Here is a 22,045-nt window from a genome sequence, read left to right as displayed (position 1 = left end):
CCTACGTGCTCAGGCTTGCCCGGTCGTCGCTCACCAGTGAGCGCGTGAAGATCGGCGGCAGGTCTGGCTTCACCAGCTTTAGCTGTCCTGCCGGTGTGCGGCGGACGCGCCAGCCTTCACGCAAGGCGAACTCGATCAGCGCCAGGAACCGTGGATGATCACGGCAGTGCTCAGAGGTGCTCGACATGTGACGGCCTCCTGCCGACGCGACCGATCACGCTGGCAAACTGCTCTTGCCACTGGGGCAGCAGCTCACTGGCCAGGGCGCGCATGATCTCCAGCGCCGCCGGTGCCTGGCGCCCGCTCGGGCGTCGGTATTCAGCCCGGTGCACGGGTTGGCCCGCGGTTGCCGCCCGCGGGAAGGCTTCGATCGCGGGCAGTTCGCTGCCGAGTATCCGCACCTCGCGGTGCTCACGAAAGATCAGCCGCAGCGTCTGCTGCACCAACCTGGCGTTCGACGAGACGGCAGGCACGCGATTGAGTAGCAGATGCAGGGGCGGCGGTTGGATGCCCAGATAGCGGTACGGAGCGATGGCATCGATAAGCTGCAGCGTGCCACGCTGCAGTTCCCGCGCCGCCAGAATCTCCGGGGTGATCGGCGAGACGGCCAGGTCGGCGGCGAGCAGGGCCATCTCCAGCATGACGCTGCGGGCGCCCTGCGTATCGATCAGCACCAGGTCGTAATGCGGCTGGAACAGCGGCAGCAGGTTGCGCAGCCGCAAGCGCCCATCGGCCGCATGGAGCAACAGCGTGCCCAACTGCTGGTGCTGGTCGTTGGACAGCACCACGTCCAGGTTGTGCACGGAGGTCTGGGAGACCAACTGCGGCAGCGACTGTTCATTGAATGCCAGCAGCTCGTAGATGCCGCCGGCGGCGCGCTGGGTGAGTGCGTAGTAGGACGAAAGCGTCGGCTGGACGTCGAGGTCGATCAGCAGGACCCGCCGACCGGCGTCGGCGATAAAGCCGCCCAGGTTGGCGGCAACGGTCGTCTTACCGACCCCGCCTTTGGTCGAAATGATGGCGATCACGTGCATGACCCGCTCCCTGTCCGTGGTGGAGCCGTGTCAACGCGCTCTTTGAGGCGTTCGGTGATCCAGCTGTCGATTTCGGCGGAGTCCCAGCCGACGGCGCGAATCCCCAGGCGCAAGGCCCTGGGGAACTTGCCTTCCTTCATCAGGTTGTAGATGTGGGCGCGCTTGAAGCCGGTCTTGGCTTCCACTTCGGCGCGGCGCAGGATGCGATGCTCGGCAGTCGCGGTTTGCTCAGTGGACATCGTGGTCACTCCTTTATGCTTGGTAGCACTCGTAAGGGGTGACATGCAGTAGAAAGGCGTCACTCCATTGGCGCATCAAACAATCGGATCGTGCTGACCACCTGATTTACAAGAACGGCCCTTGGCCGCTCTAACTTCGCACTGCTTTTTGGCATCCGCCGTCCAGCCGATTCGCAAGGCGGGCACTATTGATAGGGCGTCGAGGGTAATCAAGATCGAAAAGGCACAGCGTTCTACTGCGCAAAGGATGAGGCGGCGAATCCGCACTTCTGGGTCACGGCAGTGACCAAAAAGGTTGGTGGGCGATGCCGGTGGCTGTCATCTATTTCTGGGGCTGATTCGGCGGACATCCGCTGCGCTGCAGCGCGTGAAATGGCACGGGGTCCGTGATGGGGTGACCTTAAAGGTCCGACCAGCGACGGAAAAAAGATCTTGACGCGCCAGCTCTGGGCCGGATCGGAGTCTGTGAGCCCCCCCCCATCAGCCGATGGTCACCTCACCAATTTGCCGGGCGCGGTCGATGAAGCGGCTGAGGGCCTCAGGCCGTGGCTGATCGAGTAGCGTGATGAACGTCGCTGTGCTCGGTACATCGTCCGTGACAGGGCGGATGATCACATCTGGGTGATTGTACAGCGTGATTTGCGAGGCCAGGCCAATGCCGATACCGTAGCCGGCAGCGACCAACATCACCATGGGTTCGTGCCCAGAAACGTATTCGGCATTCGAGGGAAACGGCAAGGTCGCTTCGTAGAACCAGCGGTGAATCACGTCGTATCCCCCTGAGCACAGCTCTGGATGGCACAGAATCAGCGTGTGCCGAGCCACCTCCTGGAGAGGGATTTTCTCCAAGGAGAGAAGAGGGTGGTTTCGCGGGATGGCAATGATGGGGCGATCGGTCCAGACGACTTCCTTGACCAGCCCTGCGCTGAGCTCGGTATGGACAGTGAAGCCCGCATCGATCTGGTCGTGCACCAATGCCTTGACCATCTCGCTGACGGTCATTTCAACGATTTTTACCTCGGTGAGGGGCTCTTCCTCTCGGCAGCGCGCCAACAGTTTGGTCAGGTAGGGCTGAGCAAGGCTGTCTGTCAAACCGATGCGCAGCCGGCCGCGGTAGCCTTTCTCCGCCGCACGGACACGACTTTGCGCGTCTTCCACCAGGCTGAGTATGCGTCGTGCTTCATCCCGGAAGACTTCACCGGCCCAGGTCAGGTGCATACCTGCCTTCGTGCGTTGGAATAAGCTGACCCCCAACCCCGACTCCAACTCTCTGATGGCCCGCGACAGGGGGGAGGGCTCGATATGAACTCTGGCTGCAGCCCGCGAGAAGCTCAGTTCTTCGGCGACGACCAGAAAGTAGCGCAGATGACGTATCCGCATACAACAGCCTCCGTGCTTGCTCTACTCCTCTTGGATGGACCGCAGTAATCCCTCAGGTGGGGCGCATGCGATTCTGTCTTCGAAGAGTCCTCTTTGACGCTCCTTGGTGGGCGTTAGTCCCGCCAGGTGATCCCGATCGCTTGTGCTGCCAGACGGCCGGGACGTTCTACCGCCGCGAGAGGTTGGGCGGTTGATTGCACAATACCCCCACTTGATAATGGGATGCACCACCAATGGAAGAATATGTTCTCAGGCCCCACCGAGCCGGCGAAGGGTGCGCAGTAAGGCTAGTCAACGGCCTCCAGCCGGCTCAAAAGAAAAATTGCGGGTAGGGGTTGTCTGGCTCATCAAACAAGTCCATAATTGCGTCCGCTGCCAAGGCAGTGATTGCGGAAAAGCCTTTCAAATCAAAAGGTTGGAGACTTGGTTCTAGTCTCGTTTCCCGCTCCAGATAAAGATCTACAGAGCTCCCAGGAGGTCTGTAAATCATTGAAAAAAGGGCCTTCGGGCCCTTTTTTCGTTCCAGCCGGAATCGCTGAAACGGGTCGCGTGATTTTCACGAAAACGCACGACGGGTCACTGCGTATGGACCCTGCCCATGCAAGCGGCACACACCCGTATTTCACCCAGGTCTGAAGGCCCAGGCCTCATTCCGGGACGTGCCGGCCGCCAGGCCCGGAAGCGCCTGATAGGTGGCGAGGCTCAATGTCCGACCAGTTCGCCCAGCAAGCGTTGCTTGTAACCCTGGAGCAACGCACTGTCGCGTTCACGCGGATGGGGCAAGTCGATAGGCAGGTCCTCGCGGATCGTCCCCGGATTCGCATCCATGACGATGACGCGGTCACCCAGGTACAGCGCCTCATCGATATCATGGGTGACCATGATCACGGTGCAACGCTCCTGGATCCAGATGCGTTGCAGCTCTTGCTGGAGTCTCACCCGGGTGAGCGCGTCGAGGGCGCCGAGCGGCTCGTCGAGCAATAGCACCTTGGGTTTGTTCACCAGCGCCCGGGCGATCGCTGCACGCTGCGCCATGCCTCCCGAAAGCTGATGAGGGTAGGCGAGCTCGAAGCCGCGCAGTCCCACCAGGTCGATGTGTTCGGCCACCAGACGGTCTTTCTGCGCGGCTGGCATGACATGGTTCTTCAGGGCCAGGGCGATATTCTGCTGCAAGGTCATCCAGGGGAATAGGCGGTGGTCCTGGAACACGATACCGCGCTCCAGGCCCGGTCCGCGCACGGGTTGCTGGTCCAGAAGAATCTGTCCCTGATAGTCCTGGTCAAGGCCGACAATAAGTCGCAGCAGCGTGGACTTGCCACAGCCACTGGCGCCAAGGATGCTGACGAACTCACCGGGCCGTATGTTCAGATCGATATCCTTGAGCACTTTTACCGGCCTGCCCTTGAGCGCATAAGTTTTGCTCAGACCGCAGATGGTCAGGGCGCCGGTGTCGACGCTCGGATGAAGAGGATGGGCAATGGCATTCATGTCGGGACCTTCAACGGTTCGGGCGCCAGCGCAGCAGGCGACGGGAGAGGAGGGTGCACAGCCAGGACATCAGGTAGCCACTCAGGCCTATGCACAGCACGCAGACGATGATGATCTCCATACGGGCAGCCGCCTCGGCGTTCATCATCAGGCTGCCAAGGCCGGCGCCAGAGGACAGGAACAGCTCGCTGCCTACCGAGGTTACCCAGGCGAACGCCAGTGCTTGCAACACGCCGGCGGCGATGCCCGGCACGGCTGCGGGCAGCAGGATCAGGCGCAACTGCTGCCAGCGGCTGAGCATCAGCACCTGCGCCGCTTCGCGATGTTGGCCCTCGACCTGGCGCCGGCTCTCGAAGGTATTGAGCACCATTGGATACAAGGCCGCCAGGCTGACGATGAGTAGCTTGGCGCTTTCTCCGTTGCCAAGCCACAGAGCGATCAGTGGGATCCAGCCCAGCATCGGCACTTGGCGCAGGGCGTGGAACAACGGTGCGATCAGGCGATTGGCAGGTCCGCACAGGGCCATCAAGGCGCCCAGGCCGATTCCGCCAACGATGCCTACGCCAAGGCCTGTGCAGGTGCGCGTCAGACTCGCCCACAGGTTGATCAGTAACTCGCCGCTGCCCAGCAGCTCGGCCATCGCCGAGGCCACCTGCGCCAATGGCACGAAGGCATAGGCACCCGCGGCGCCCTGGCGCGAGGCGTATTCCCATGCGCCGACCATCAGCAATGGCAGCACCAGGCCTCGCATATCCCTTACTTTCATCAACGCCTCCTCAGCGGCTTTGCCAGTTGGACAAGCGACGCTCGAGGCGCCGCAGGCCAAAATCCAGGGTAAAACCGATCACACCGGTGACCACGACCCCGACCATCACCACATCGATACGCAGCATTTGCCGAGCCATTTCGATCATTTGCCCCAGACCGCTGTCGGCGGCCAGCAGTTCACAGGCCACCAGCACCACCCACGCGCGGGTCAGGGCCACGCGTACGCCGGTCACGATCGCCGGTACTGCGGCGGGAAGGGCGATGCGCCCGACCAGCGTGGTCCAGCGCAGGCGGTACACGGCCGCTACCTCGAAGTGGCTGCGCGGGATGGCGCGAACCCCTTCACACGTGGCCAAAGCCACGGGAAAGAATGCGGTTTTGGCAACGATCACGACCTTGAAGGTCTCATCGACGCCGAACAGCAGAACGAACATCGGAATCAGCGCGATGCTGGGGATTTGCCGTAGGGTGTGGAACAGCGGCGCGCAATAGGCCTCCAGCGTTTTTGACAATGCCAGCGCGGTGCCGAACGCCAGGCCCGCCAGCGACCCGCCGGCAAAGCCCAGGGCCAGGCGCGAGAGGCTGCCGCTCAGGTGCTCCTGCAGCTCGCCGGTGGCCAGCAGTTCGGCAAAGCTATGCCAGACCTCCAGTGGCGGCACCAGCAGGTTGACGGGAAACAGCCCAGCCTTGGCCACCAAGGCCCAGAGTGTGAGCAGGGCCAAGGGGGATATCAGCCAGGAGAGAGGCGAGAGCAAGCGCATGGCAGGCCTTGGAAAGCGAGAGATGAGAGGCCTATCGCAAGAGCTGTGCCAGGGCGCCTGGGGCGGGTTTTATGGGAGCGGCAGGCGGGGAGTGATGCTGGGGCAGCAGTGAGGTGCTGCTGTAGCAGCAGGCGGTCAGCAAGCTGGGGCGAGAAATCTCATTGCGGGCGAGTCGTATCGGCGACACCGCGCCCACAGAGTCCGAGTCGATCGCAGCCTTGCGGTATGCAAGGCCATGTGGGGCGGCGGTTCGCCAATACGACTTGCCCGCGAAGACTTCACCCCGATCGAGGATCAGAAATCATAACCGACGCTGGTGTAATAGAACGCGCCCTGCGCTCCCTCGGGACTGGTGACCGAATATTTCGGTACCCCATACAACTGAGCCCCTTCAAGCTTGTCAGGATGGCTGTCGAACAGGTTGATCGCACCCGCCGACAGGGTCAGGCCCAGGTCGAAGCGGTACGAGACATCCAGGTCGGTCACCCATTGCGGGCTGAAGGTTTGATCCAGTGCCGGATTGGCAGCGTTGCGGCTCTGCCATTGGCCATAGCGGCGTTGGGCCAAGGTGACGCTCCAGCCGTCATGCAGCCAGTTGGCGCTCAGAATCAACTTGTCCTTGGGTGTACCGTCCTCGATCAGACCTTGGGTATTGCGGCCGATGATCTGGTTTCCTGGGATCCCCCCGACGTCGTCCAGGCCTGTGATGCGGGTGTTGTTGCGCGCATAGCCGCCGTTGAAATCCAGGCGCCCCCAGTGGCCCAGGTCGAGCTGATAATGGCCGGCCAGTTCCACGCCATCGGTACGGGTGTCGGCGATATTGGTATAGAACGCGGCGCTCTGGATGTTGGCGTAAGGCGTTCCGGCGAAAATCGGCGTGACCACCGACGAAGGCAGTTGATCCGACAAAGTGATGCGGTTGTCGATATCGATGCGGTAGGCGTCGAGGGTCAGCGAGGCATTGGGCAGCGGGCGCCAGACCAGGCCCAGCGAGACGTTGGTCGACTCTTCGGGCTTGAGCGCCTTGCCACCGAGCAGCGCGGCTTCCGGACTGTCGGCGCGCAGGGTGCGTTGCTGTACTTCGACCCAGTTGCCGCTGCCCGGTGGTTGTTCGACCACCTGCACACTGAACGACGACAACCCGCTCTGCACCAACGATGGCGCGCGGTAGCCGGTGCTGGCGCTGGCCCGCGCGGCGATTTCGGGAGTGAAGTCATAGCGCAGCGACAGCTTGCCGTTGGTCGTGTCGCCAAAATCCGAATAGTGCTCGCTGCGCACGGCTACACCGGCCTGGAATTTCTCGGTGACCTGGGCTTCGATATCGAAATAGGCACCGATCACACGGCGATCCAGCGACACGGCATCGACCTGGGTTATGCCCGAATAGTAGCCAGGGGTACGCCGCCCGGTGACAGGATCGACGGTGTTGAACAGCGGCCCGTTGGCCCAGCCGGCCGCGTCACCTTCGCTGAGGTCGTAATTTTCCTGGCGCCAGGCAAGCCCTGCGGAGACGGTCAGCGGCTTGAACAGCCAGCCATCGGCGAAATCCCGTGTCCAGTCCAGGGTCAGGTTGGTCTGATCGGCCTCGCGCCGTCCGGTGTAGAGGGTCGAGGGGCTGGCGCTGCCCCAGCTGGGATTGATGGCGTCGCGATCGGTGGAATCCACACGGTTGTTGCCGTAGTTCAGTGCCAGGTCGAAATGGCCCAGGGCTTGGTCCTCGTAACGCAAGCCACCGGTAACGGCGAAGTCCTCCAGCCCATAGCGGGTGACCGGCAGACGGCCATCGGGATAGCGCGTCACGGCCACGCCGCCGTAGTTGTTGCGCAGAGTGGTGGGTGGGTCGAAGAAGTTCTCTGCATCCGTGTTCTTGTGCGCATAGGTGGCGAAGCCGTACGCGCTCAGGCCCTCGCTCAGGCCCGTCTCGGCGTTGGCGGTGAAGTTGTACTGGTCCGAGACGTTGCCCGAGCCCCATCGCCAGTTGCGGTAACGGTTGTTCTGTTCGCGCGGGGTGTCAATGCCAGTCGACCCTGGATAGAAGATTCGGTTGTCATCGCGGGTATCGCTGGCCGGGTCCTGGCTGCCGGCATCGAAGGCCAGGGTGAGGAAGCCATCGTTTGGCAAGGCAAAGCCTTTCCAGCCGCTGAGCTTGCGTTGCAGACCGTCGCCTTTGTCGTAGCCGGCGAAACGGTAGCCGGCGTTGCCACCGTCATCACGCTCCTTGAGTACGATGTTGATCACCCCCGCAATGGCATCCGAGCCGTATTGGGCGGCGGCGCCGTCGCGCAGGATTTCCACCCGTTCGATGGCCGCGAGCGGGATCAGGCTGAGGTCGACCGCTGCAGCACCGCGGGCATTCACCAGGCCTTGGCGGGTGACGTTGGCGCTGGTATGTCGACGTTTGCCGTTGACCAGTACCAGCACCTGGTCGGAGGCCAGGCCGCGCAGCGAGGCGCCCTGAGCGATGGAGCCGGCGAAGGCACCCTGGGGCGATTGCGGGAAGCTGAACGAAGGGGATAGTGCGGTGAGCGCGGCGGAAAGGTCGCCGGCACCGGTCTCCTGAAGCTTCTCGCCGCTCAGTACGTCGACAGGTGCGGCGCTCTGCAGGGCGGTGATATCACTGCGGTGGGTGCCGATCACCACCACGGTGTCGAGGGGGTCGGTGGACTCGGCGGCCAGGGTGGGCACGGCAAGGCTGCCGATGGCCAGCGCGATGGCGCTGGTCAGGAGAGAGTGATGAGGCATAAGGGTTCCTGCTGGTGTTTGTATTGGCAGTGCAGCCTGTTCGTGGGCCAGCTCGCTCCCACAGATTGCGCGTCGGATCTGTAGGCGCGAGCTGCCACGAAGGGGTCTGATAGGGCTGGCTAGAACCGGCTGGTGACACTCAAGCCGACCGTGCGCGGGTCGCCATAGGTGATCACGTACTGCCCCGCGGTCCCGTTGGGGCGGCCATGGACCTGATAGCGGCGGTCGGTCAGGTTGTTGACGAAGCCGGTCACGCTGAGCTTGTCGTCGGCGCTGAGCCAGGTCAGGCGAGCGTTGGCCAAGGTGTAGTGAGGCTGGCTGAGGGTCTGGTCAGCGCTGCTTTGACGGTCGGCGAGGAAGTATTCCTTGTCGCGCAAACTCACGTCGCCGCCGGCCACCAGTTTGCCGCCGACCTGCAGCGGGATGGTGTAGTCGGCACCCAGGGAGACCACGTGGCGTGGCGAGCGCACGAAGCTGTTGCCGCTGTAGTCACCGGTGACCGCGCCGGTGGTGGGGTTGGTGTTCTTGAAGTCGGTGTACTCGGTATCGAGGAACGACACGGCCGCGCGCAAGTGCAGGCGGTCTGTCGGCTGACCCTCGATCTCGAGTTCTGCGCCTTTGACCTTGCCCTTGGCACCGTTGGTCAGTGCCGTGGTCAGCACGCCGTTGTTGACCGTCAGCAGGTTCACCTGGATGTCGGAATAGTCGTAGTAGAAGACGTTGGCGTTGACGGTCAGGCGGCGCTCGAACCACTCCGACTTCAGCCCCAGTTCATAGGCATCCAGTTCTTCCGGATCGACCGTGGTCAACTGCGCCAGGCTGGTCGACAGCCCGGTGTTGAAGCCACCGGAGCGGAAGCCGTGGGCGTAACGGAAGAACACCCTGAGGTTGTCGTTGATGCGGTATTCGGGCGTCAGGTCGTAGGTCCAGGCTTCCCAGGTCTTGTCTTCCTGGCGATTGCCGTTGGTGCCGACTCCGCCCAGCGGGATCAGGGGGCCGTCGGCGGTGGCGCGGGTCAGTTGCACCAGATCCAGGTCGATGTCCTTTTTCTCTTGGGTCCAGCGCAGGCCACCGGTGACGCTGAAGTCATCGGTGAAGTCGTAGGTCAGGTTGCCGAACAGGGCGTAGCTGTCGGTGCGGTGGTCAAAGCCCATGTCGCGCAATGCGGTGGTGCCGACCTGATTCGAGCCGGTACCGTTGGGCGTCGGGCCCGGGATGACGATGCGCTGGGCCGAACTGTCCAGGTCCTCGTGGAAGTAATGGGCGCCCAGCAGCCAGTGCAGGGGGCGGTCCTCCGGCGAGGCCAGGCGCAGCTCTTGGGACCACTGGCGGTAGCTGTTGTCGGTGATCGCCGCGCCGTTGACCTCATAAGGCGTGTAGTCGGCATCGGAGGTCGAGCGGTTGCGAATGTAGTCATAGGCGCTGATCGAGGTCAGGGTGTAATCGCCCAGGTACCAGTTGAAGGTCAGCGAAGCGCCATCATGGTCAAGGCGATAATCTTCGTCGACGTTGAGCGAAATATCGCGGCCTTGAGGGCGTTGGTAGCCAACGTTGTAGTAGCGTCCGACCGGTAGCGAGCCGTTGCTGCCATCGCCCTTGAACTGGCGGCTGTGGAGCTTGAGCAGAGCGTCAAGGTCCGGGGTGAGCTGGGCGAGGAACTGCAGGCGGATAGCCTTTTTGTTCACGTCGCCGTAGGTATTGCCGTCGAAGTCGTTGTTCTGGAAACCGTCGCGCTCCTCGGAATACAGCGACACGCGCCCGGCCAGCTTCTCGTCCACCAGGGCGCTGCCGATTGCGCCGGTGACGATGCGCTCGTTCTTGCTGCCAAAGCCGATCGTGCCGTAGCCGTCGGTGTCGAATGTCGGCTTCTTCGAGATCACGTTGACTGCGCCGGCGGTGGTGTTCTTGCCATACAGCGTGCCTTGCGGTCCACGCAGGATTTCGATGCGTTCGAGGTCGAAAAGCGGGCCGCCGCCGGCAATCGGCGCATTGAGGTAGACGTCGTCGGCGTAGATCCCCACCGGGTAGACGGTTGCCGCGCCCGTATCGCCAGTCCCTAGCCCGCGGATGTACCAGCGTGGACGGCCATCGCCATCAGGATTCTTGGCGGCGGCGTTGGGCACGAAGGTGGTGAGGTCGCCCATCGACCGCACCCCATCGGCAGTGATGCTGGTGCCCTTGATGGCCGACACAGCCACCGGGACTTCCTGCAAGGTCTGCTCGCGATGCTGAGCAGTGACCGTGACGGTTTCGAGCGCGGCGTCCTTCTTGTCTTCATCGCTGGCGGCGATGGCTTGGCTGCCGGTGCTGGCGACCAGTAGCGCCAGGCTGATCTGGCGCGTCAGTGGATGGAGTTGGTACATGGTGAATCTCCCCGTCTGTAAGCGTTGTTGAGGAGAGACAGAGCAGGGACTGTGCCATATCTATAACTTATTGATTTTTAATGATAATACCGGAGTTTAGAAGAGGTGTTGCAGCCCGTGCAGCAATGAAGTGCTTGCGCGGTGCTGCTGGGGCAGCAGGTGTTGATGGAGCAGCACGACAGCGTTGGTATGGGGGACGGCTGGACGCCGGGCGCTGGGAAAGGGGCACTCGGTGCCCCTGGGTGCAATCAGACCGCCAAGCGAGAGGTCGAGCCGATCACACTTTCCAGCACGCTGAAATCGATCCACTCGCGCACCTCGAACCTGCGCGCAATGAACCCCCACCGAAACAGAAACTCGGTGAAGTCCTGCAGCGCGTCGATCGAGCGGCTGTCCAGGGTCGTGCGCAGACGCCGGTGCGCATCCTCGCCATAGGCCGCCGCTACCCAGTATTCGCTGGTATTGAGTTCCCGAGCGAGGAAGCGCCGGGTCTCGTCCGGGTTGGCCCAGGCCCATTGCTCGGTGCGCAGCACGGTATCGACGAGCGTGCGGCTGGCATCGAAGTGCTGTTCCAGCAGGTGGCCATCGACGGTCAGGGTGCGCGGTGTGCCGTTATTGCTGCGGATCAGCGGGTCGGGGTGGCTGCCGGTATCGACCACCACGCGCAGACCGAACTCGTGGGCCAGTTGAACCGCATGGGCGCCTTTGAGAAAGATCGCATCGATATCACCGCGCAACAGACCGATCAGCTCGTTGTTGCGTCGGCTGAAGCGGCTGGTGTCCAGGCTCACCTCGGCGCCATACAGGTGCTGCTTGGCGTCGTCGCTGTAGGTCCCGCCGTAGGGATAATCGACCAGTTCGACATCGGCCACGGTCATGCCTTCGAGTTTCAGGGCGTTTTCCAGCCCGCGCAGGGCTTGGGCGCGGGTGAAGTCGATCTGTACGTTGGCCCACTTCGGCAGGCCGAAGCGGCGGTTCCTCAGGTCGCGAATACTGCGCACGGCGCTTTCTTCGGTGGTCAGGATCAGCTGTACTTCATCGCTCCACGACAGCCCCAGCACACGCGTGTCGACGCCACTGGCATAAGCCCAGATCGCCGGGATGTTGCCGCCATGGCGCACGGAGTTCTGCAGGTGATGATCGTAGTGGGCTTCACGTACCTCTCGTTCGCTGGACTCGCGCAACGACTGGATACTGGTGCCAAACGGGGCGAAGGCCTCGGCCAGGCGCCCCGACTGCACGGCGATACCCAGGCCGGTTGGCACGGGGCTGTGGGTGTACCAGAGTGTTTCCAATGGCTTGCTCATGGGGTTACGGGCTTCCTGTCCATGGGAGTGGGGGCCAGCAGGTGGTCCAGTGGACGACGGTCGATCCAGTCGCGTACAGCGAAGCTGCTTGGGATGAAGCGCCACCGCTCGAGGAACTCGACGAAGTCCTGCAGGGCAACGATGGCCCGTTCATCCAGGCGGGTGTCCAAGCGCAGGTGGGCGTCGTCGCCATAGGCGACAGTGACCCAGTATTCACTGCTGTTGGTTTCCCGGGCGAGGTAGCGGCGGGTCTCTTCCGGATGTTGCTTTGCCCAGCGTTCGGCACGCAGTACCGAGGCGAGCAAGGCGCGGGCGACCTCGGGATGCTGCGCCAGCAGATGCTCGTCCACCGCAAGGGTGCGCGGGGTGCCGTTGTTGCTGCGAATCAACGGGTCGGGATGGCTGCCAATGTCGATGACCGTGTGCAGGGCGAAGGCATGAGCCAGTTGCACGGCACCGGCCCCCTTGAGAAAGATCGCGTCGACCTCGCCGCGCAGCAGGCCTGTCAGCTCCAGGTTGCGACCTTCGCTCAGGGTGCCGGATACCGGTGTTCCAGCGACATTGCGCACTGGCCGATCGCTGAAGGTGCCCTGGTAGCGATAGTCGATCAGTTGCACGTCGCCTACCCGCAGGCCTTCGAGTTTCAGGGCATTTTCCAGGCCACGCAGAGCCTGAGCGCGGGTGAAATCGATCTGGACCGCTGCCCAGTCGGGCAGGCCGAAGCGACGGCCTTTGAGGTCCTTGACGGTGCGGATGCCACTGTCCGGACGGGTCAGGATCAGTTGCGTCTCGTCGGCCCACGACAGGCCGATCACGCGGGTCGCTCGGCCTTGGGCGCGGGCCCAGATCGCCGGGATGCTGCCGCCGTGGCGCACTGAATTGAGCAGGCTGTGATCGAAGTGCGATTCACGCACCGCCTGCTCGTCGGCCTCGCGCAAGGACTGCACCCGAGTGCCCAGGCGGGCCAGATCGTCCTGCAGCCAGCCTTGTTGCACAGCGATGCCCAGGCCGGTCGGTACCGGACAGCGGGTATACCAGAGAGTGTCGAGGGGTAGGCTCATGTTCATGCTCCGTTTCGGTTCAGGCGCTGGCCTGCAAAGAGGGAGCGACTGTGGCCTGTTGCACCAGCGGCAGCACTTCCTGGCCGATACGCAAGGCCTCTTCCAGATGTGGGTTGCCGGCCAGGATGAAGGTACTGAAGCCGGCATCGCGGTATTCGGCCAGGCGTTCGGCGATGTTCTGGTGGCTGCCTACCAGCCCCACGGTCGGTCCAGGCTTGGCCTTGGCGAAGCCGGCCCACAGGTTACGGGCCAGGATCAGCTCGTCGAAACCCTGCAGGTGCTGGTGATAGGCGGCCTGGCGTGCGCCACCGACCGAGTCCGAGCCGCTGATGAACCCCTTGGCCGTGGCGCTGGCGTTGCCCTCCAAGCGATCGAACTGTTGGCGCAGCTCGCGCCAGGCCTGCTCCTCGGTTTCCCGGGCGAACAGATCGACCCGCAGACCGAAGCGCACCGTGCGACCCTGCTTGTCCGCCAGTTCCCTGACCCGCTCGATGTGCGGCTTGAGCTTGTCGATCGGCTCGGCCCAGTTGAGGTAGACATCGGCGTGACGCGCGGCCACTTGCAGCGCGGCATCGGAAAAGCCGGAGAAGTACACGCCCGGTTTGCGTTCATGTTGCAGGCCCGGTGGCAGGCTGCCCTGTTCCAGTCGGTAGATCTCGCCTTCGTAGGAGAATTTGTCCTGCTCCCACAGGCCCTGGATCACGTCGAGAAACTCGCCGGTACGCTTGTAGCGCAGGTCATGTTCGAGGAAGTCGCCATTGGCGCGCTGGCTGGCCGGATTGCCGCCCGTGATGATGTTCCAGTCCAGCCTTCCGCCGCTCAGGTTTTGCAGGATCGCCGCCTGTTGGGCGGCATAGGCGGGGAGGGTCCAGGTGGCCTGGAACGCGATCAGGAAGCGAATGCGCCGGGTCTCGCGCGCCAGTGCCGCGGCGGCGATCCACGGCTCTGGCCCGGTAGGCAGCAGTGCCCCCTCGAAGCCCGCCAGCTCGGCGGCCTTGGCCACTTGGGCGATGTAGTCTATGTAGGTGAAGCCGTCAGCTTCGCCATTGGGCAAGCGACCGGGGGCGATGTTGCCGGGGCGATGCTGGGGGTTGCCACGGTTGTGCCGGTCGGTGGACAGCTGTGGGCCATCGGTGCCCAAGGGCAGGCGCCAGAAGAATTCGGTGGTCATGAGAGGCTCCTGAAAGGGGAGTTGCGCGGATGGAACGGCTGGTGCAACGGCTGTGCCATACAGGGCGGCAGGCCTGTGCAGCGGGGGCTTGCGAGCCCGGGCCGGGGCGCACTGCTGCTGTGGCAGCAGTCGGGCAGCAACGGGTGCTGGGGGAGCAGCATCGGGTTTGCCGCGGGTAAGTCCGGGAGAATGGACTGCAACCGCGTGATGGCCGCCGCCTGTATGGCGTGAAAGTGATGGGGCCCTGAAGAGCGAGCGCCGCCCGCGCGACGCTGGCTCCGCAGTCGCGCAGAAAAGATGCCAGTGGGTACGCCGCATACCCCGTGGGAGCGGGCTTGCCCGCGAAGCGAGCACCGCGCAATAGGGCACCGGCTTCGCCGGTGTTCGCGGGCAAGCCCGCTCCCACGGGGACCTCGCTAAGTCAATGAGTTGGAATCTGTGCTAAAGGAACGACCTTGCGCCGCGCAGGCGGCGCTCGATCTCGAAGGCGCCACCGCATCAAGCGACCTGTACCTAAGGTCCATATGCGCTCCCTGATCAGGCCTCGACCCCATCCGCCACGACCTCCCCGGCACTGCGCAGATAAGCGTCGTACAACGCGGCATAAGCGCCTCCCTGGCCAATCAGCCGCGCATGTGGTCCTTGCTCCACGATCCGACCATGCCTGACCACGGCGATCCGATCGGCATCGCGGATGGTCGCCAGCCGATGGGCGATGATGATCGCCGTGCGGCCCTGGCACAGGCGACGCAGAGCCTGCTGGATGCGCCTCTCGGTATGCACATCGACCGCCGAGGTGGCCTCGTCGAGTACCAGCACCGCAGGGTCGGCCAGGTAGGCGCGGACCAGGCACACCAACTGGCGCTGCCCGTGGCTCAGGTACGAGCCCAGCGGGCCGACCTCGGTGTGATAGCGCTGGGGCAAGCGTTCAAGCACCTCGTCCGCACCCAGCTCGCGGGCGGCGGCCACCAGCCGCGCATCGTCGGCGGCAGGCGCGGCCAGGCGCAGGTTGTCGAGAATGCTGCCGCTGAACAGCACGTTGTCCTGCAGGACAACGCCGACATTGCGCCGCAGGTCATGCTGGGCCAGTTCGCGCAGGTCGATGCCGTCCAGCTTCACCGCGCCACTGTGGACTTCATAGAAACGGGTCAGCAATTGCACCAAGGTGCTCTTGCCATGCCCGGAGGGGCCGACGATGGCGAGGACTTCACCCGCGGGGATGTGCAGGTCGAGCCCGTCGATCACCGGGCGGGGACTGTTCGGGGTATAGGCGAAGCCGACATGCTCGAAGTCCACCGTGCCGTGGGCCTTGGCCAGCGGGCGTGGCAGCGGTGGGTCGAGTACCTGCGGGCGAGTGTCGAGCAGCAGGAAGATCCGTTGCGCCGAGGCGCTGCCCGTCGCATAGCGTTCGAACAGGTCCGACAGCTCCTGCAAAGGCCCCAGGAACAGGAACACGTAGAACAGGCTCTCGGCCACCTGGCCCACGCTGACCTTGCCTTCGGCCAGACCGTAGCCACCCACCAACAGCAGCAGCGCCATGCCGGCCGTGCTCAGCAGTGCGGTGAACGGCGCGAACCAGCCGGCGCGCAGGCTGCCGCGGATCAGTGCCTGGTTGAAATCTTCCAGCAGCTGCCGGTAGCGGGTCTGGTTGGTGTGCTCCTGACCACATTGCTGAATCAGCCGCACGCCGCTGACGCTCTCGACCAGGTGCGCGGTGAAGCGGCTGCGCTGTTCGGCGACCTTGGCCCAGTTGCGCTGGGAGACACGCTTGAAGCGCCAAGTGGCCAGCGCCAGCAGGGGTACCGTAGCGGCCAGGCTGTAGAAGAAGCTCGGCTCGATGCGCCACAGCAACACTGCCGCCAGGCCGCAGCGGAGCAGGGCCCCGAGCAGTTCCGGTGGGCCCTGCACCAGCAATGGCTCAAGGGCGTCGACATCGCGGTCGGCGCGGGAAATGATGCGCCCGGCGCGAGTCTGGTCGAAATAGCTCACCGACAGCGCCTGGACATGGGCGAACACGGTTACCCGCAGCGCGTTGAGCACGCGGATCGCCGCACGTCCGGCAATGAACTGCGAGACCCCGGCGAGCACGAAGCGCCCCAGCCAGCTCGCCGCCAGCCCGAGCCCGAGCCACAGTACCAGGCGCTCGTCCAGCAACCAGTGATCGGCGCTGGGCACCAGACCGTTGTCGAGCAACTCGCGCACGAACCAGGGCCGCAGGAATACGGTGAATACCAGCAGCAGTTCGATACCGATCACTGCCATGATCTGCCCGCGAATCGGCCGCAGCAGCGGTAGCAGGCGGTCGAACATGCCACGGTCCAGTGCCTGGCGCGCCAGGCGCTGCTCGATTTCGATGTCGCTGGGTGTCTTGTTGCGCGGTTCAGCCATGCTCGATCCCCAGCAGGTCGCGGTAGTGGGCATTGCTCGCGCTCAGACAGGCATGGCTGCCGCTGGCGCTGATACGGCCGTCCTCGAGCATCAGCACGCGGTCGGCCAGCAGCAGGGTCGATAGCCGGCTGGTGATCAGCAACAAGGTCGGGCCACGTCCGGGCACGCCGCGCAGGTGGCGGATGTTGTCCAATACCTGGCGTTCACCCAGGGCATCGAGTGCACTGGTGGCATCGTCGAGGCAAAGGATGTCCGGTGAGCCGAGCATTGTCCGGGCCAGGCACAGACGCTGGCGCTGGCCGCCGGAGAGAGTCACGCCGCGATCGCCCAAGGGGGTGTCCAGACCGTGCGGCAGGCGTTCCAGCACATCCGCGGCCGCGGCCAGGCGCAGGCCTTCATGCAGTTGTGCCTCGCTGGCATGCGGCGCGGCGAGGCGCAGGTTGGCGGCCAGGCTGTCGGAGAACAGGAAGCTCTCTTGAGGCAATACCTGTACCCGCCGGCGCAGGTCGGCGAGGTCCAGGTCGCGCACATCGTGCCAGCCCGCAGCGTCACTGCCGACCTGCACGGCGCCATCCTGCACATCGGCCAGGCGCGGCAACAGGCTGGCCAGCAGGCTCTTGCCGGTACCGGTCGCGCCGACCAGCGCCACCACTTCGCCGGGCTGCAATGTCAGTGAGCAGTCGCGCAAGATGTCACGCCCACCGTCCGGCGCAGCGATACGCACCCGCGCCAGCTTCAGGCCCAGAGGTCCTTGCGGCAGGAGGGTCTGGCCGCCGACGATCGCCGGGCGCTCGTCCAGCAGTTGCCAGATGCGCTCGGCACTGGCGCGGGCATCGGCGAAGGTCTGCATGACCCGGCCGATGCCTTCGATCCGAAACACCAGCGTGGTAGCCACCAGCAGGGAGGTGACCAGCTCACCGATGCCCAGTGCACCGGCAGCCACCCGGTGAGCGCCGTATACCAGTATCCAGACATGCCCAAGCGCCACCACCGCCTGGGGTAACGGAATGCGTGAGCTGGCGTAGGCCAGCGCGGCGCGCGCATGGCCGGTGAACATCTCTACCTGCGCGGCGAACCGCTCGATACGCTGGTCTTCCAGGCCGAACGCCTTGATGACCCGCACGCCACCGATGCCTTCGGCCAGGTCCTGGCTGACCTGGTCGTAGGCGGCGGCCACCGCGCGATCGAGCGTGACCAGCCGATCGGTCTGCACGATGAACAGCCACAGCCCGACCCCGGTCAATAGCAGCGGCACCAGACCCAGTAATGGGTCGTACCAGCTGAGCAAGCCGACCGTGGCCATCACCACCAGTGGCGTTTCGACGATCTGCCGCCAGAAGGTGATCAAGGCGTCGCGTACCTTGTCCGCGTCGCGGGTGGTGCGGGTCACCAGTTCGCCCATGCCATGGCGCCAGTGATAGCCAAGGTGCAGGCGCTGAACCTGGATGAGGATGCGTTCACGCAGGCGCGTCAGCAGGGCCTGGCTGAGCACCAGGGACAGTACCGCGGCGGCATATTGCAGCACGCCGCGGCCCAAGGCGATGGCCAGCAGCAACCATAGCCAGTGCCAGGCCACGGAGGCGTCCAGGCCGCCATTGGGCAGCCGCACCACGGCGTGGCCGGTGCTGACATCGTCGACCGCATGGCCGATCAGCCACTGCTGGCAGACCAGGCCCAGGTTACCGGCGATATAGAGCGCGGTGACCAGGATGAAACGCCAAGGCATCTCGCGATAGATGGCCAGGGCGCGCAGGAGAGGGTGGTTCATGAAGAGGCTCGATCAGGACTGATGCTGGCCACCCACGGGTCCCGCTTGCGCGGTACGTGCGCAGCGGGCCGGGCGGAGGGTTCAACGGCGCGTGGCGCCCTGGGTTTCCTTGGCATTGAGCACGGCGGTGTACTCGCCTGGGTCCGCGCCGTTGAGGTAGTAATTGCCGACGTTGTGCAGGCGCCAGCGGATCGGGTCGTGGGTGGTGTGGACACGGGCATTGCGCCAGAAACGGTCGAGGTTCCACTTGCTCAGCGAAGCACTGGCCCCCAGCAGCGAGAACAGGTCGCTGGAAATCCTCAGCGACGCGGCATCGGAATGGGCGCGGGCGGTGGCTACCGAGAGAATCAGTTCGTCCTGCAAGGTCTTGTTCTGCGGATCGCGCTCATGTTCGTCGAACACCCGCGCGGCATCGCGCAGCACCGACTCTGCCCCGCGCAGGGCCACCGCGTACTCGCCGATCTGGCGAATGACGTGCGGCTCATCGCTGGCGCGCTCGACGCCACTTTCCACCCAGGCCCGGGCATGCTCGCGCAGGTAGTGCACGCCGGCCTGCAGCGCGCCGGCGGCAATGCCGGTGTCGATGGCGGCGTGGAGGATCTGCGGGAAGGTCAGGCCGGTGCGTTTCATAGGACCGCTACGCCGCGACAGGTAGCGCTCGTCGAGCACGATTTCGTCGAAGTTCACCGTGCCGCTCACCGAGTTCTGCTGCCCGAAGGCCTGCCAGTCGTCGACCAGGGTCAGCCCGGGCGTGTCGCGGTGCAGCAGGATACCGACGCCACCGTCTGCGCTGGCAGCGGTCAGCGATATCCATTCGGCCAGGTAGGAGCCGGTGGAGTAGAACTTGCTGCCATTGAGCACCAGCTTGCCATCGCCACGGCGCTCGACGCGGGTCTTGAGGGCGAACTTGTTCTTGCCGCCGACTTCGGCCAGGGCATTGCCGAAGCGCTTGCCAGACAGGACATCGGCGATCAGCCGATCACGCACGTCATCGGCGTAGCTGGTGTAGATGCCGCGCAGCATCACGTTATGGATCTGCAGCAACTGGCCGACGCCACCGTCCGCGGCGGAGATCAGGCGCACCGTCTCGACGAGGGTCTGCACGGAGGCGCCGAGGCCGCCGAACTCGGCTGGTACCCCGATGGCGGTGAGACCGCTGCTGGACAGCAACTCGGCCTGGCGGTACGGCAGTTGGCCATTGTTGATCGGGTCGGCAGCGAGTTCGGCGATCTGCTCGGCGACCTGGCGGGCAACGTCGATGGCTTCGGCTTCGCTGGTCAAGCGTCGGGCGGGGCAGGGTTCGATGGCGCTCATGAAGTGGTCTCAAGTTTGTTTGGTAGGGCCAGTGCGTTCCTTTCGCGGGCAAGTCGCATCGGCGAACCGCCGCTCTCACAGGTTTCGCGTCGACCTCGAACCTTGGAGGAGCGGCGGTTCGCCGATGCGACTTGCCCGCGATGGCTGCACCGCGGTCCTCAACCCTTGAGCAAGTTCTTTGCCATTACCCGCAATGCCCCATGCTCCAGGGCTTCGAGCCTCCGCCCTGTTGCTCCAGCACCACACCGTCACGCTGCGTCTGCTGATCTGGCAGCAGTCCACCCGCAGTCTTGCTCCCTGCCCAGCACTGTACGCCGCCCGGCGATCCCCGAAAGCCCGTAAACCGGGCCACCGAGCGGTTGGCACGCACGCTGCAATGGCCGTGTGACGACGCACAAAGGAGCCACCCCATGACCCTCGCCACGCCCACGCTGCAAGCGCAAGATCCCTCCGCCCTGGAGCGTATCTGGTTCACCCGCTGCCCCGTTCCTACCGCCTCGGGCATCGCCTACAGGCTTGGCTGGTTGGCGGAAGAATTCGCCCGCGACGGCCTGCCGGTCTCGACCCTGCAGGAGGCCCGCCAGCTCGGCCACCACCATTACGATCACCAGCTCCCAGGCCTGTTTCGCGAAGGCGGCAACGTGCCTGCCCTGGCAGCTCGCGCGTCGGGCTCGCCCAGCCAGCTGATCGGCCTGACCTGGATCGAGGAGTGGCAGACCATTCTGGTTCGCCCGGACTCCGGCATCCGCAGCGCCGCCGACCTGCGCGGCAAGCGTCTGGCCTTGCCGGCCTGGGCCGACAGCCGGCCCGGCAGCATCGCCCGCGCCATGAGTCTGCAGGGCTACAAGGGCGCTCTGGCCTCGGCGGGCCTGTACCTGGAAGACGTGCGGTTGGTCGAGGTGGCGCTGCTCGATCAGGCCGGTGCCGCCACGCCTCAACTGGGGCTGCAGCGCCTGTGGTCGGGCCTCGACTACCTGGCACGAGGTGAGGTCGATGCCGTCTACGTCAAGGGCGCAGCGGCTGCCGATGCGGCGCGCCGACTGGGCCTGGTGGTGGGAGTCGACCTCGACCTGCTGCCTGACCCGCGCCACCGAATCAACAACGGTACGCCAAGGCCGATCACCGTGCATCAGCACCTGCTCGACAACCACTTCGACCTGGTGGTGCGTTTCCTCGCCCAGACCTTGCGTGCCGCCGAGTGGGCCGCCGGCAACCGCGACGCGCTCAACGGCTTCCTCGAAGACGAGACCCGCGCCGGCAGCCAGGGCGTGGCCGACGCCTACCGGGGTGACTTCCACGCCACTCTGGCGCCGGACCTGTCCGAGCAGCGCCTGGCCTTCCTGAGCACCCAGAAGGACTTCCTTTACCTGCATGGCTTCCTGGAAGGCGATTTCAGTATCGCCGACTGGGTCGATCCACGCCCCCTGCACGCTGCTCATGAACTGCTGGCCCAGCGCCGCGCCTGACGTCGCAATCGAACCACCGTATCCAGAACAGGAAAACCGACATGACCGTACTGATCAAGGAACGCCCCGTCACTGCCGAGCTGCAAGCCTTTATCGACCACGTGGTCGCCGAAGCCGAGGCAGCCTTCACCGTGTTCCGCGAAACCAACACCATTACCGCCAACGGTACCGTGGGCTTCATCGAGCGGGTGCCCGGTGAGGAGCTGCTGGTGTCGGTGAACTACGGCGGTCCGTGGAATCATCGCAAGCCCTTGCAGGCCACCGTCACGGACTTCTCCGGCAACGTGGTCGTCGGCAAGGGCAAAGGAGGCCTGGGCCGCTACACCAAGCTGTTCCAGACCCACGCCGATGTCACTACCGTGTCTCACGTACACAGCCCGTACCTCGGCGCCTGGGCTCAGACCCACCGTACCCTGCCATTCCACTATGTGCCGGTGCAGCGCTACCAGCTGGCCCGCGAGCTGCCGGTGTACATCGACCGTCGCCAGGCGGAAGTGGACTTCATCCTCGACAAGATCGCCGAAAACCCGTTCAACCTGGCGATCCTCGAGGCCAACGGCGGCTCCACCGTGTGGGGCAAGCAGGGTCTGCGAGCGACTGCCGAATTCATCCTGCTGCTGGAGGAGGGAGCGCAGATCCAGCTGCTCGCCGACGCGCTGGGCGGTTCTCGCCCCTATGGTCCTGGCGTGCTCACCCAGCAATGGAAGATGAGCGGGTTGTACGAACGCGCCAGCGAACTGGGCCTGGTGCCGGGCATCGACCGGCGTAACTGATCCCCTCATTCGACGCAAGGAG

The 22,045-nt window shown here is 64.5% G+C and carries 17 protein-coding genes; 2 read left to right on the top strand and 15 right to left on the bottom strand.

The window, feature by feature from the left end; genetic code table 11:
* Position 1 precedes the first annotated feature (1 nt).
* The 15 genes from G7009_RS04525 to G7009_RS04455 all read right to left on the bottom strand — a co-directional run bounded on the left by G7009_RS04525 (position 2) and on the right by G7009_RS04455 (position 19,784).
* Complete coding sequence (locus tag G7009_RS04525; RefSeq protein ID WP_124084248.1) at positions 2–187, bottom strand: type II toxin-antitoxin system HicA family toxin; 186 nt, start codon at positions 185–187, stop codon at positions 2–4.
* Complete coding sequence (locus G7009_RS04520; RefSeq protein WP_181128830.1) at positions 171–1,034, bottom strand: ParA family protein; 864 nt, start codon at positions 1,032–1,034, stop codon at positions 171–173. The genes G7009_RS04525 and G7009_RS04520 overlap by 17 nt, the downstream gene beginning before the upstream one ends.
* Positions 1,025–1,273 carry an AlpA family transcriptional regulator gene (locus tag G7009_RS04515; RefSeq protein WP_181128828.1) on the bottom strand — a complete coding sequence of 83 codons (249 nt, stop codon included), beginning with the start codon at positions 1,271–1,273 and terminating at the stop codon, positions 1,025–1,027. Before G7009_RS04515 ends, G7009_RS04520 begins: the two co-directional genes overlap by 10 nt.
* Before the next feature lie 480 nt (positions 1,274–1,753).
* Entirely contained in the window at positions 1,754–2,653 is a 900-nt protein-coding gene (locus G7009_RS04510) for a LysR family transcriptional regulator (RefSeq protein ID WP_058167086.1), read from the bottom strand.
* 702 nt (positions 2,654–3,355) lie between these two features.
* Positions 3,356–4,141 carry an ABC transporter ATP-binding protein gene (locus tag G7009_RS04505; protein WP_181128826.1) on the bottom strand — a complete coding sequence of 262 codons (786 nt, stop codon included), beginning with the start codon at positions 4,139–4,141 and terminating at the stop codon, positions 3,356–3,358.
* A 10-nt stretch (positions 4,142–4,151) separates the two neighbouring features.
* Positions 4,152–4,907 carry an ABC transporter permease gene (locus tag G7009_RS04500; RefSeq protein ID WP_181128825.1) on the bottom strand — a complete coding sequence of 252 codons (756 nt, stop codon included), beginning with the start codon at positions 4,905–4,907 and terminating at the stop codon, positions 4,152–4,154.
* 10 nt (positions 4,908–4,917) lie between these two features.
* A complete protein-coding gene (locus G7009_RS04495; protein ID WP_181128824.1) occupies positions 4,918–5,670 on the bottom strand; it encodes an ABC transporter permease in 753 nt (250 codons plus the stop codon).
* Between the two features lie 294 nt (positions 5,671–5,964).
* The gene (locus tag G7009_RS04490; protein WP_181128822.1) at positions 5,965–8,412 is read right to left on the bottom strand and encodes a TonB-dependent receptor plug domain-containing protein; all 2,448 of its coding nucleotides are present in this window, start codon (positions 8,410–8,412) and stop codon (positions 5,965–5,967) included.
* Between the two features lie 119 nt (positions 8,413–8,531).
* Positions 8,532–10,775, bottom strand: a complete 2,244-nt coding sequence (locus tag G7009_RS04485; protein WP_181128820.1) for a TonB-dependent receptor — start codon at positions 10,773–10,775, stop codon at positions 8,532–8,534.
* 248 nt (positions 10,776–11,023) lie between these two features.
* Positions 11,024–12,082 (bottom strand): ABC transporter substrate-binding protein, encoded by a 1,059-nt coding sequence (locus G7009_RS04480; protein WP_181128818.1) that lies wholly within the window; start codon positions 12,080–12,082, stop codon positions 11,024–11,026.
* A complete protein-coding gene (locus G7009_RS04475) occupies positions 12,079–13,143 on the bottom strand; it encodes an ABC transporter substrate-binding protein (protein WP_181128817.1) in 1,065 nt (354 codons plus the stop codon). Before G7009_RS04475 ends, G7009_RS04480 begins: the two co-directional genes overlap by 4 nt.
* Positions 13,144–13,162: 19 nt before the next feature.
* Entirely contained in the window at positions 13,163–14,314 is a 1,152-nt protein-coding gene (locus G7009_RS04470; RefSeq protein WP_181128814.1) for an LLM class flavin-dependent oxidoreductase, read from the bottom strand.
* A 537-nt stretch (positions 14,315–14,851) separates the two neighbouring features.
* Positions 14,852–16,702, bottom strand: coding sequence for an ABC transporter ATP-binding protein (locus tag G7009_RS04465; protein WP_181128813.1), 1,851 nt, complete (start codon positions 16,700–16,702; stop codon positions 14,852–14,854).
* The gene (locus G7009_RS04460) at positions 16,695–18,470 is read right to left on the bottom strand and encodes an ABC transporter ATP-binding protein (protein WP_181128811.1); all 1,776 of its coding nucleotides are present in this window, start codon (positions 18,468–18,470) and stop codon (positions 16,695–16,697) included. Before G7009_RS04460 ends, G7009_RS04465 begins: the two co-directional genes overlap by 8 nt.
* Before the next feature lie 81 nt (positions 18,471–18,551).
* Complete coding sequence (locus G7009_RS04455) at positions 18,552–19,784, bottom strand: acyl-CoA dehydrogenase family protein (RefSeq protein WP_181128810.1); 1,233 nt, start codon at positions 19,782–19,784, stop codon at positions 18,552–18,554.
* A gap of 410 nt (positions 19,785–20,194) precedes the next feature.
* Here G7009_RS04455 and G7009_RS04450 point away from each other — a divergent pair, with 410 nt between their 5' ends.
* Both G7009_RS04450 and G7009_RS04445 read left to right on the top strand, forming a co-directional pair.
* Positions 20,195–21,250 carry an ABC transporter substrate-binding protein gene (locus G7009_RS04450; protein ID WP_181128808.1) on the top strand — a complete coding sequence of 352 codons (1,056 nt, stop codon included), beginning with the start codon at positions 20,195–20,197 and terminating at the stop codon, positions 21,248–21,250.
* A 41-nt stretch (positions 21,251–21,291) separates the two neighbouring features.
* Positions 21,292–22,023 carry a class II aldolase/adducin family protein gene (locus tag G7009_RS04445; protein ID WP_181128806.1) on the top strand — a complete coding sequence of 244 codons (732 nt, stop codon included), beginning with the start codon at positions 21,292–21,294 and terminating at the stop codon, positions 22,021–22,023.
* The last annotated feature ends 22 nt before the right edge of the window (positions 22,024–22,045 follow it).

Source organism: Pseudomonas capeferrum, assembly GCF_013523055.1.
GTDB classification, from domain to species: domain Bacteria; phylum Pseudomonadota; class Gammaproteobacteria; order Pseudomonadales; family Pseudomonadaceae; genus Aquipseudomonas; species Aquipseudomonas capeferrum_A.
The sequence above is the reverse complement of the archived record's forward strand: the minus strand, read 5'-3'. Positions and strand labels throughout refer to the sequence as shown.

Excerpts from the sequence above, each read along its gene's own strand:
- G7009_RS04525 (WP_124084248.1), bottom strand. The coding sequence starts at position 187 with ATGTCGAGCACCTCTGAGCACTGCCGTGATCATCCACGGTTCCTGGCG.
- G7009_RS04520 (WP_181128830.1), bottom strand. The coding sequence starts at position 1,034 with ATGCACGTGATCGCCATCATTTCGACCAAAGGCGGGGTCGGTAAGACG.
- G7009_RS04515 (WP_181128828.1), bottom strand. The coding sequence starts at position 1,273 with ATGTCCACTGAGCAAACCGCGACTGCCGAGCATCGCATCCTGCGCCGC.
- G7009_RS04510 (WP_058167086.1), bottom strand. The coding sequence starts at position 2,653 with ATGCGGATACGTCATCTGCGCTACTTTCTGGTCGTCGCCGAAGAACTG.
- G7009_RS04505 (WP_181128826.1), bottom strand. The coding sequence starts at position 4,141 with ATGAATGCCATTGCCCATCCTCTTCATCCGAGCGTCGACACCGGCGCC.
- G7009_RS04500 (WP_181128825.1), bottom strand. The coding sequence starts at position 4,907 with ATGAAAGTAAGGGATATGCGAGGCCTGGTGCTGCCATTGCTGATGGTC.
- G7009_RS04495 (WP_181128824.1), bottom strand. The coding sequence starts at position 5,670 with ATGCGCTTGCTCTCGCCTCTCTCCTGGCTGATATCCCCCTTGGCCCTG.
- G7009_RS04490 (WP_181128822.1), bottom strand. The coding sequence starts at position 8,412 with ATGCCTCATCACTCTCTCCTGACCAGCGCCATCGCGCTGGCCATCGGC.
- G7009_RS04485 (WP_181128820.1), bottom strand. The coding sequence starts at position 10,775 with ATGTACCAACTCCATCCACTGACGCGCCAGATCAGCCTGGCGCTACTG.
- G7009_RS04480 (WP_181128818.1), bottom strand. The coding sequence starts at position 12,082 with ATGAGCAAGCCATTGGAAACACTCTGGTACACCCACAGCCCCGTGCCA.
- G7009_RS04475 (WP_181128817.1), bottom strand. The coding sequence starts at position 13,143 with ATGAGCCTACCCCTCGACACTCTCTGGTATACCCGCTGTCCGGTACCG.
- G7009_RS04470 (WP_181128814.1), bottom strand. The coding sequence starts at position 14,314 with ATGACCACCGAATTCTTCTGGCGCCTGCCCTTGGGCACCGATGGCCCA.
- G7009_RS04465 (WP_181128813.1), bottom strand. The coding sequence starts at position 16,702 with ATGGCTGAACCGCGCAACAAGACACCCAGCGACATCGAAATCGAGCAG.
- G7009_RS04460 (WP_181128811.1), bottom strand. The coding sequence starts at position 18,470 with ATGAACCACCCTCTCCTGCGCGCCCTGGCCATCTATCGCGAGATGCCT.
- G7009_RS04455 (WP_181128810.1), bottom strand. The coding sequence starts at position 19,784 with ATGAGCGCCATCGAACCCTGCCCCGCCCGACGCTTGACCAGCGAAGCC.
- G7009_RS04450 (WP_181128808.1), top strand. The coding sequence starts at position 20,195 with ATGACCCTCGCCACGCCCACGCTGCAAGCGCAAGATCCCTCCGCCCTG.
- G7009_RS04445 (WP_181128806.1), top strand. The coding sequence starts at position 21,292 with ATGACCGTACTGATCAAGGAACGCCCCGTCACTGCCGAGCTGCAAGCC.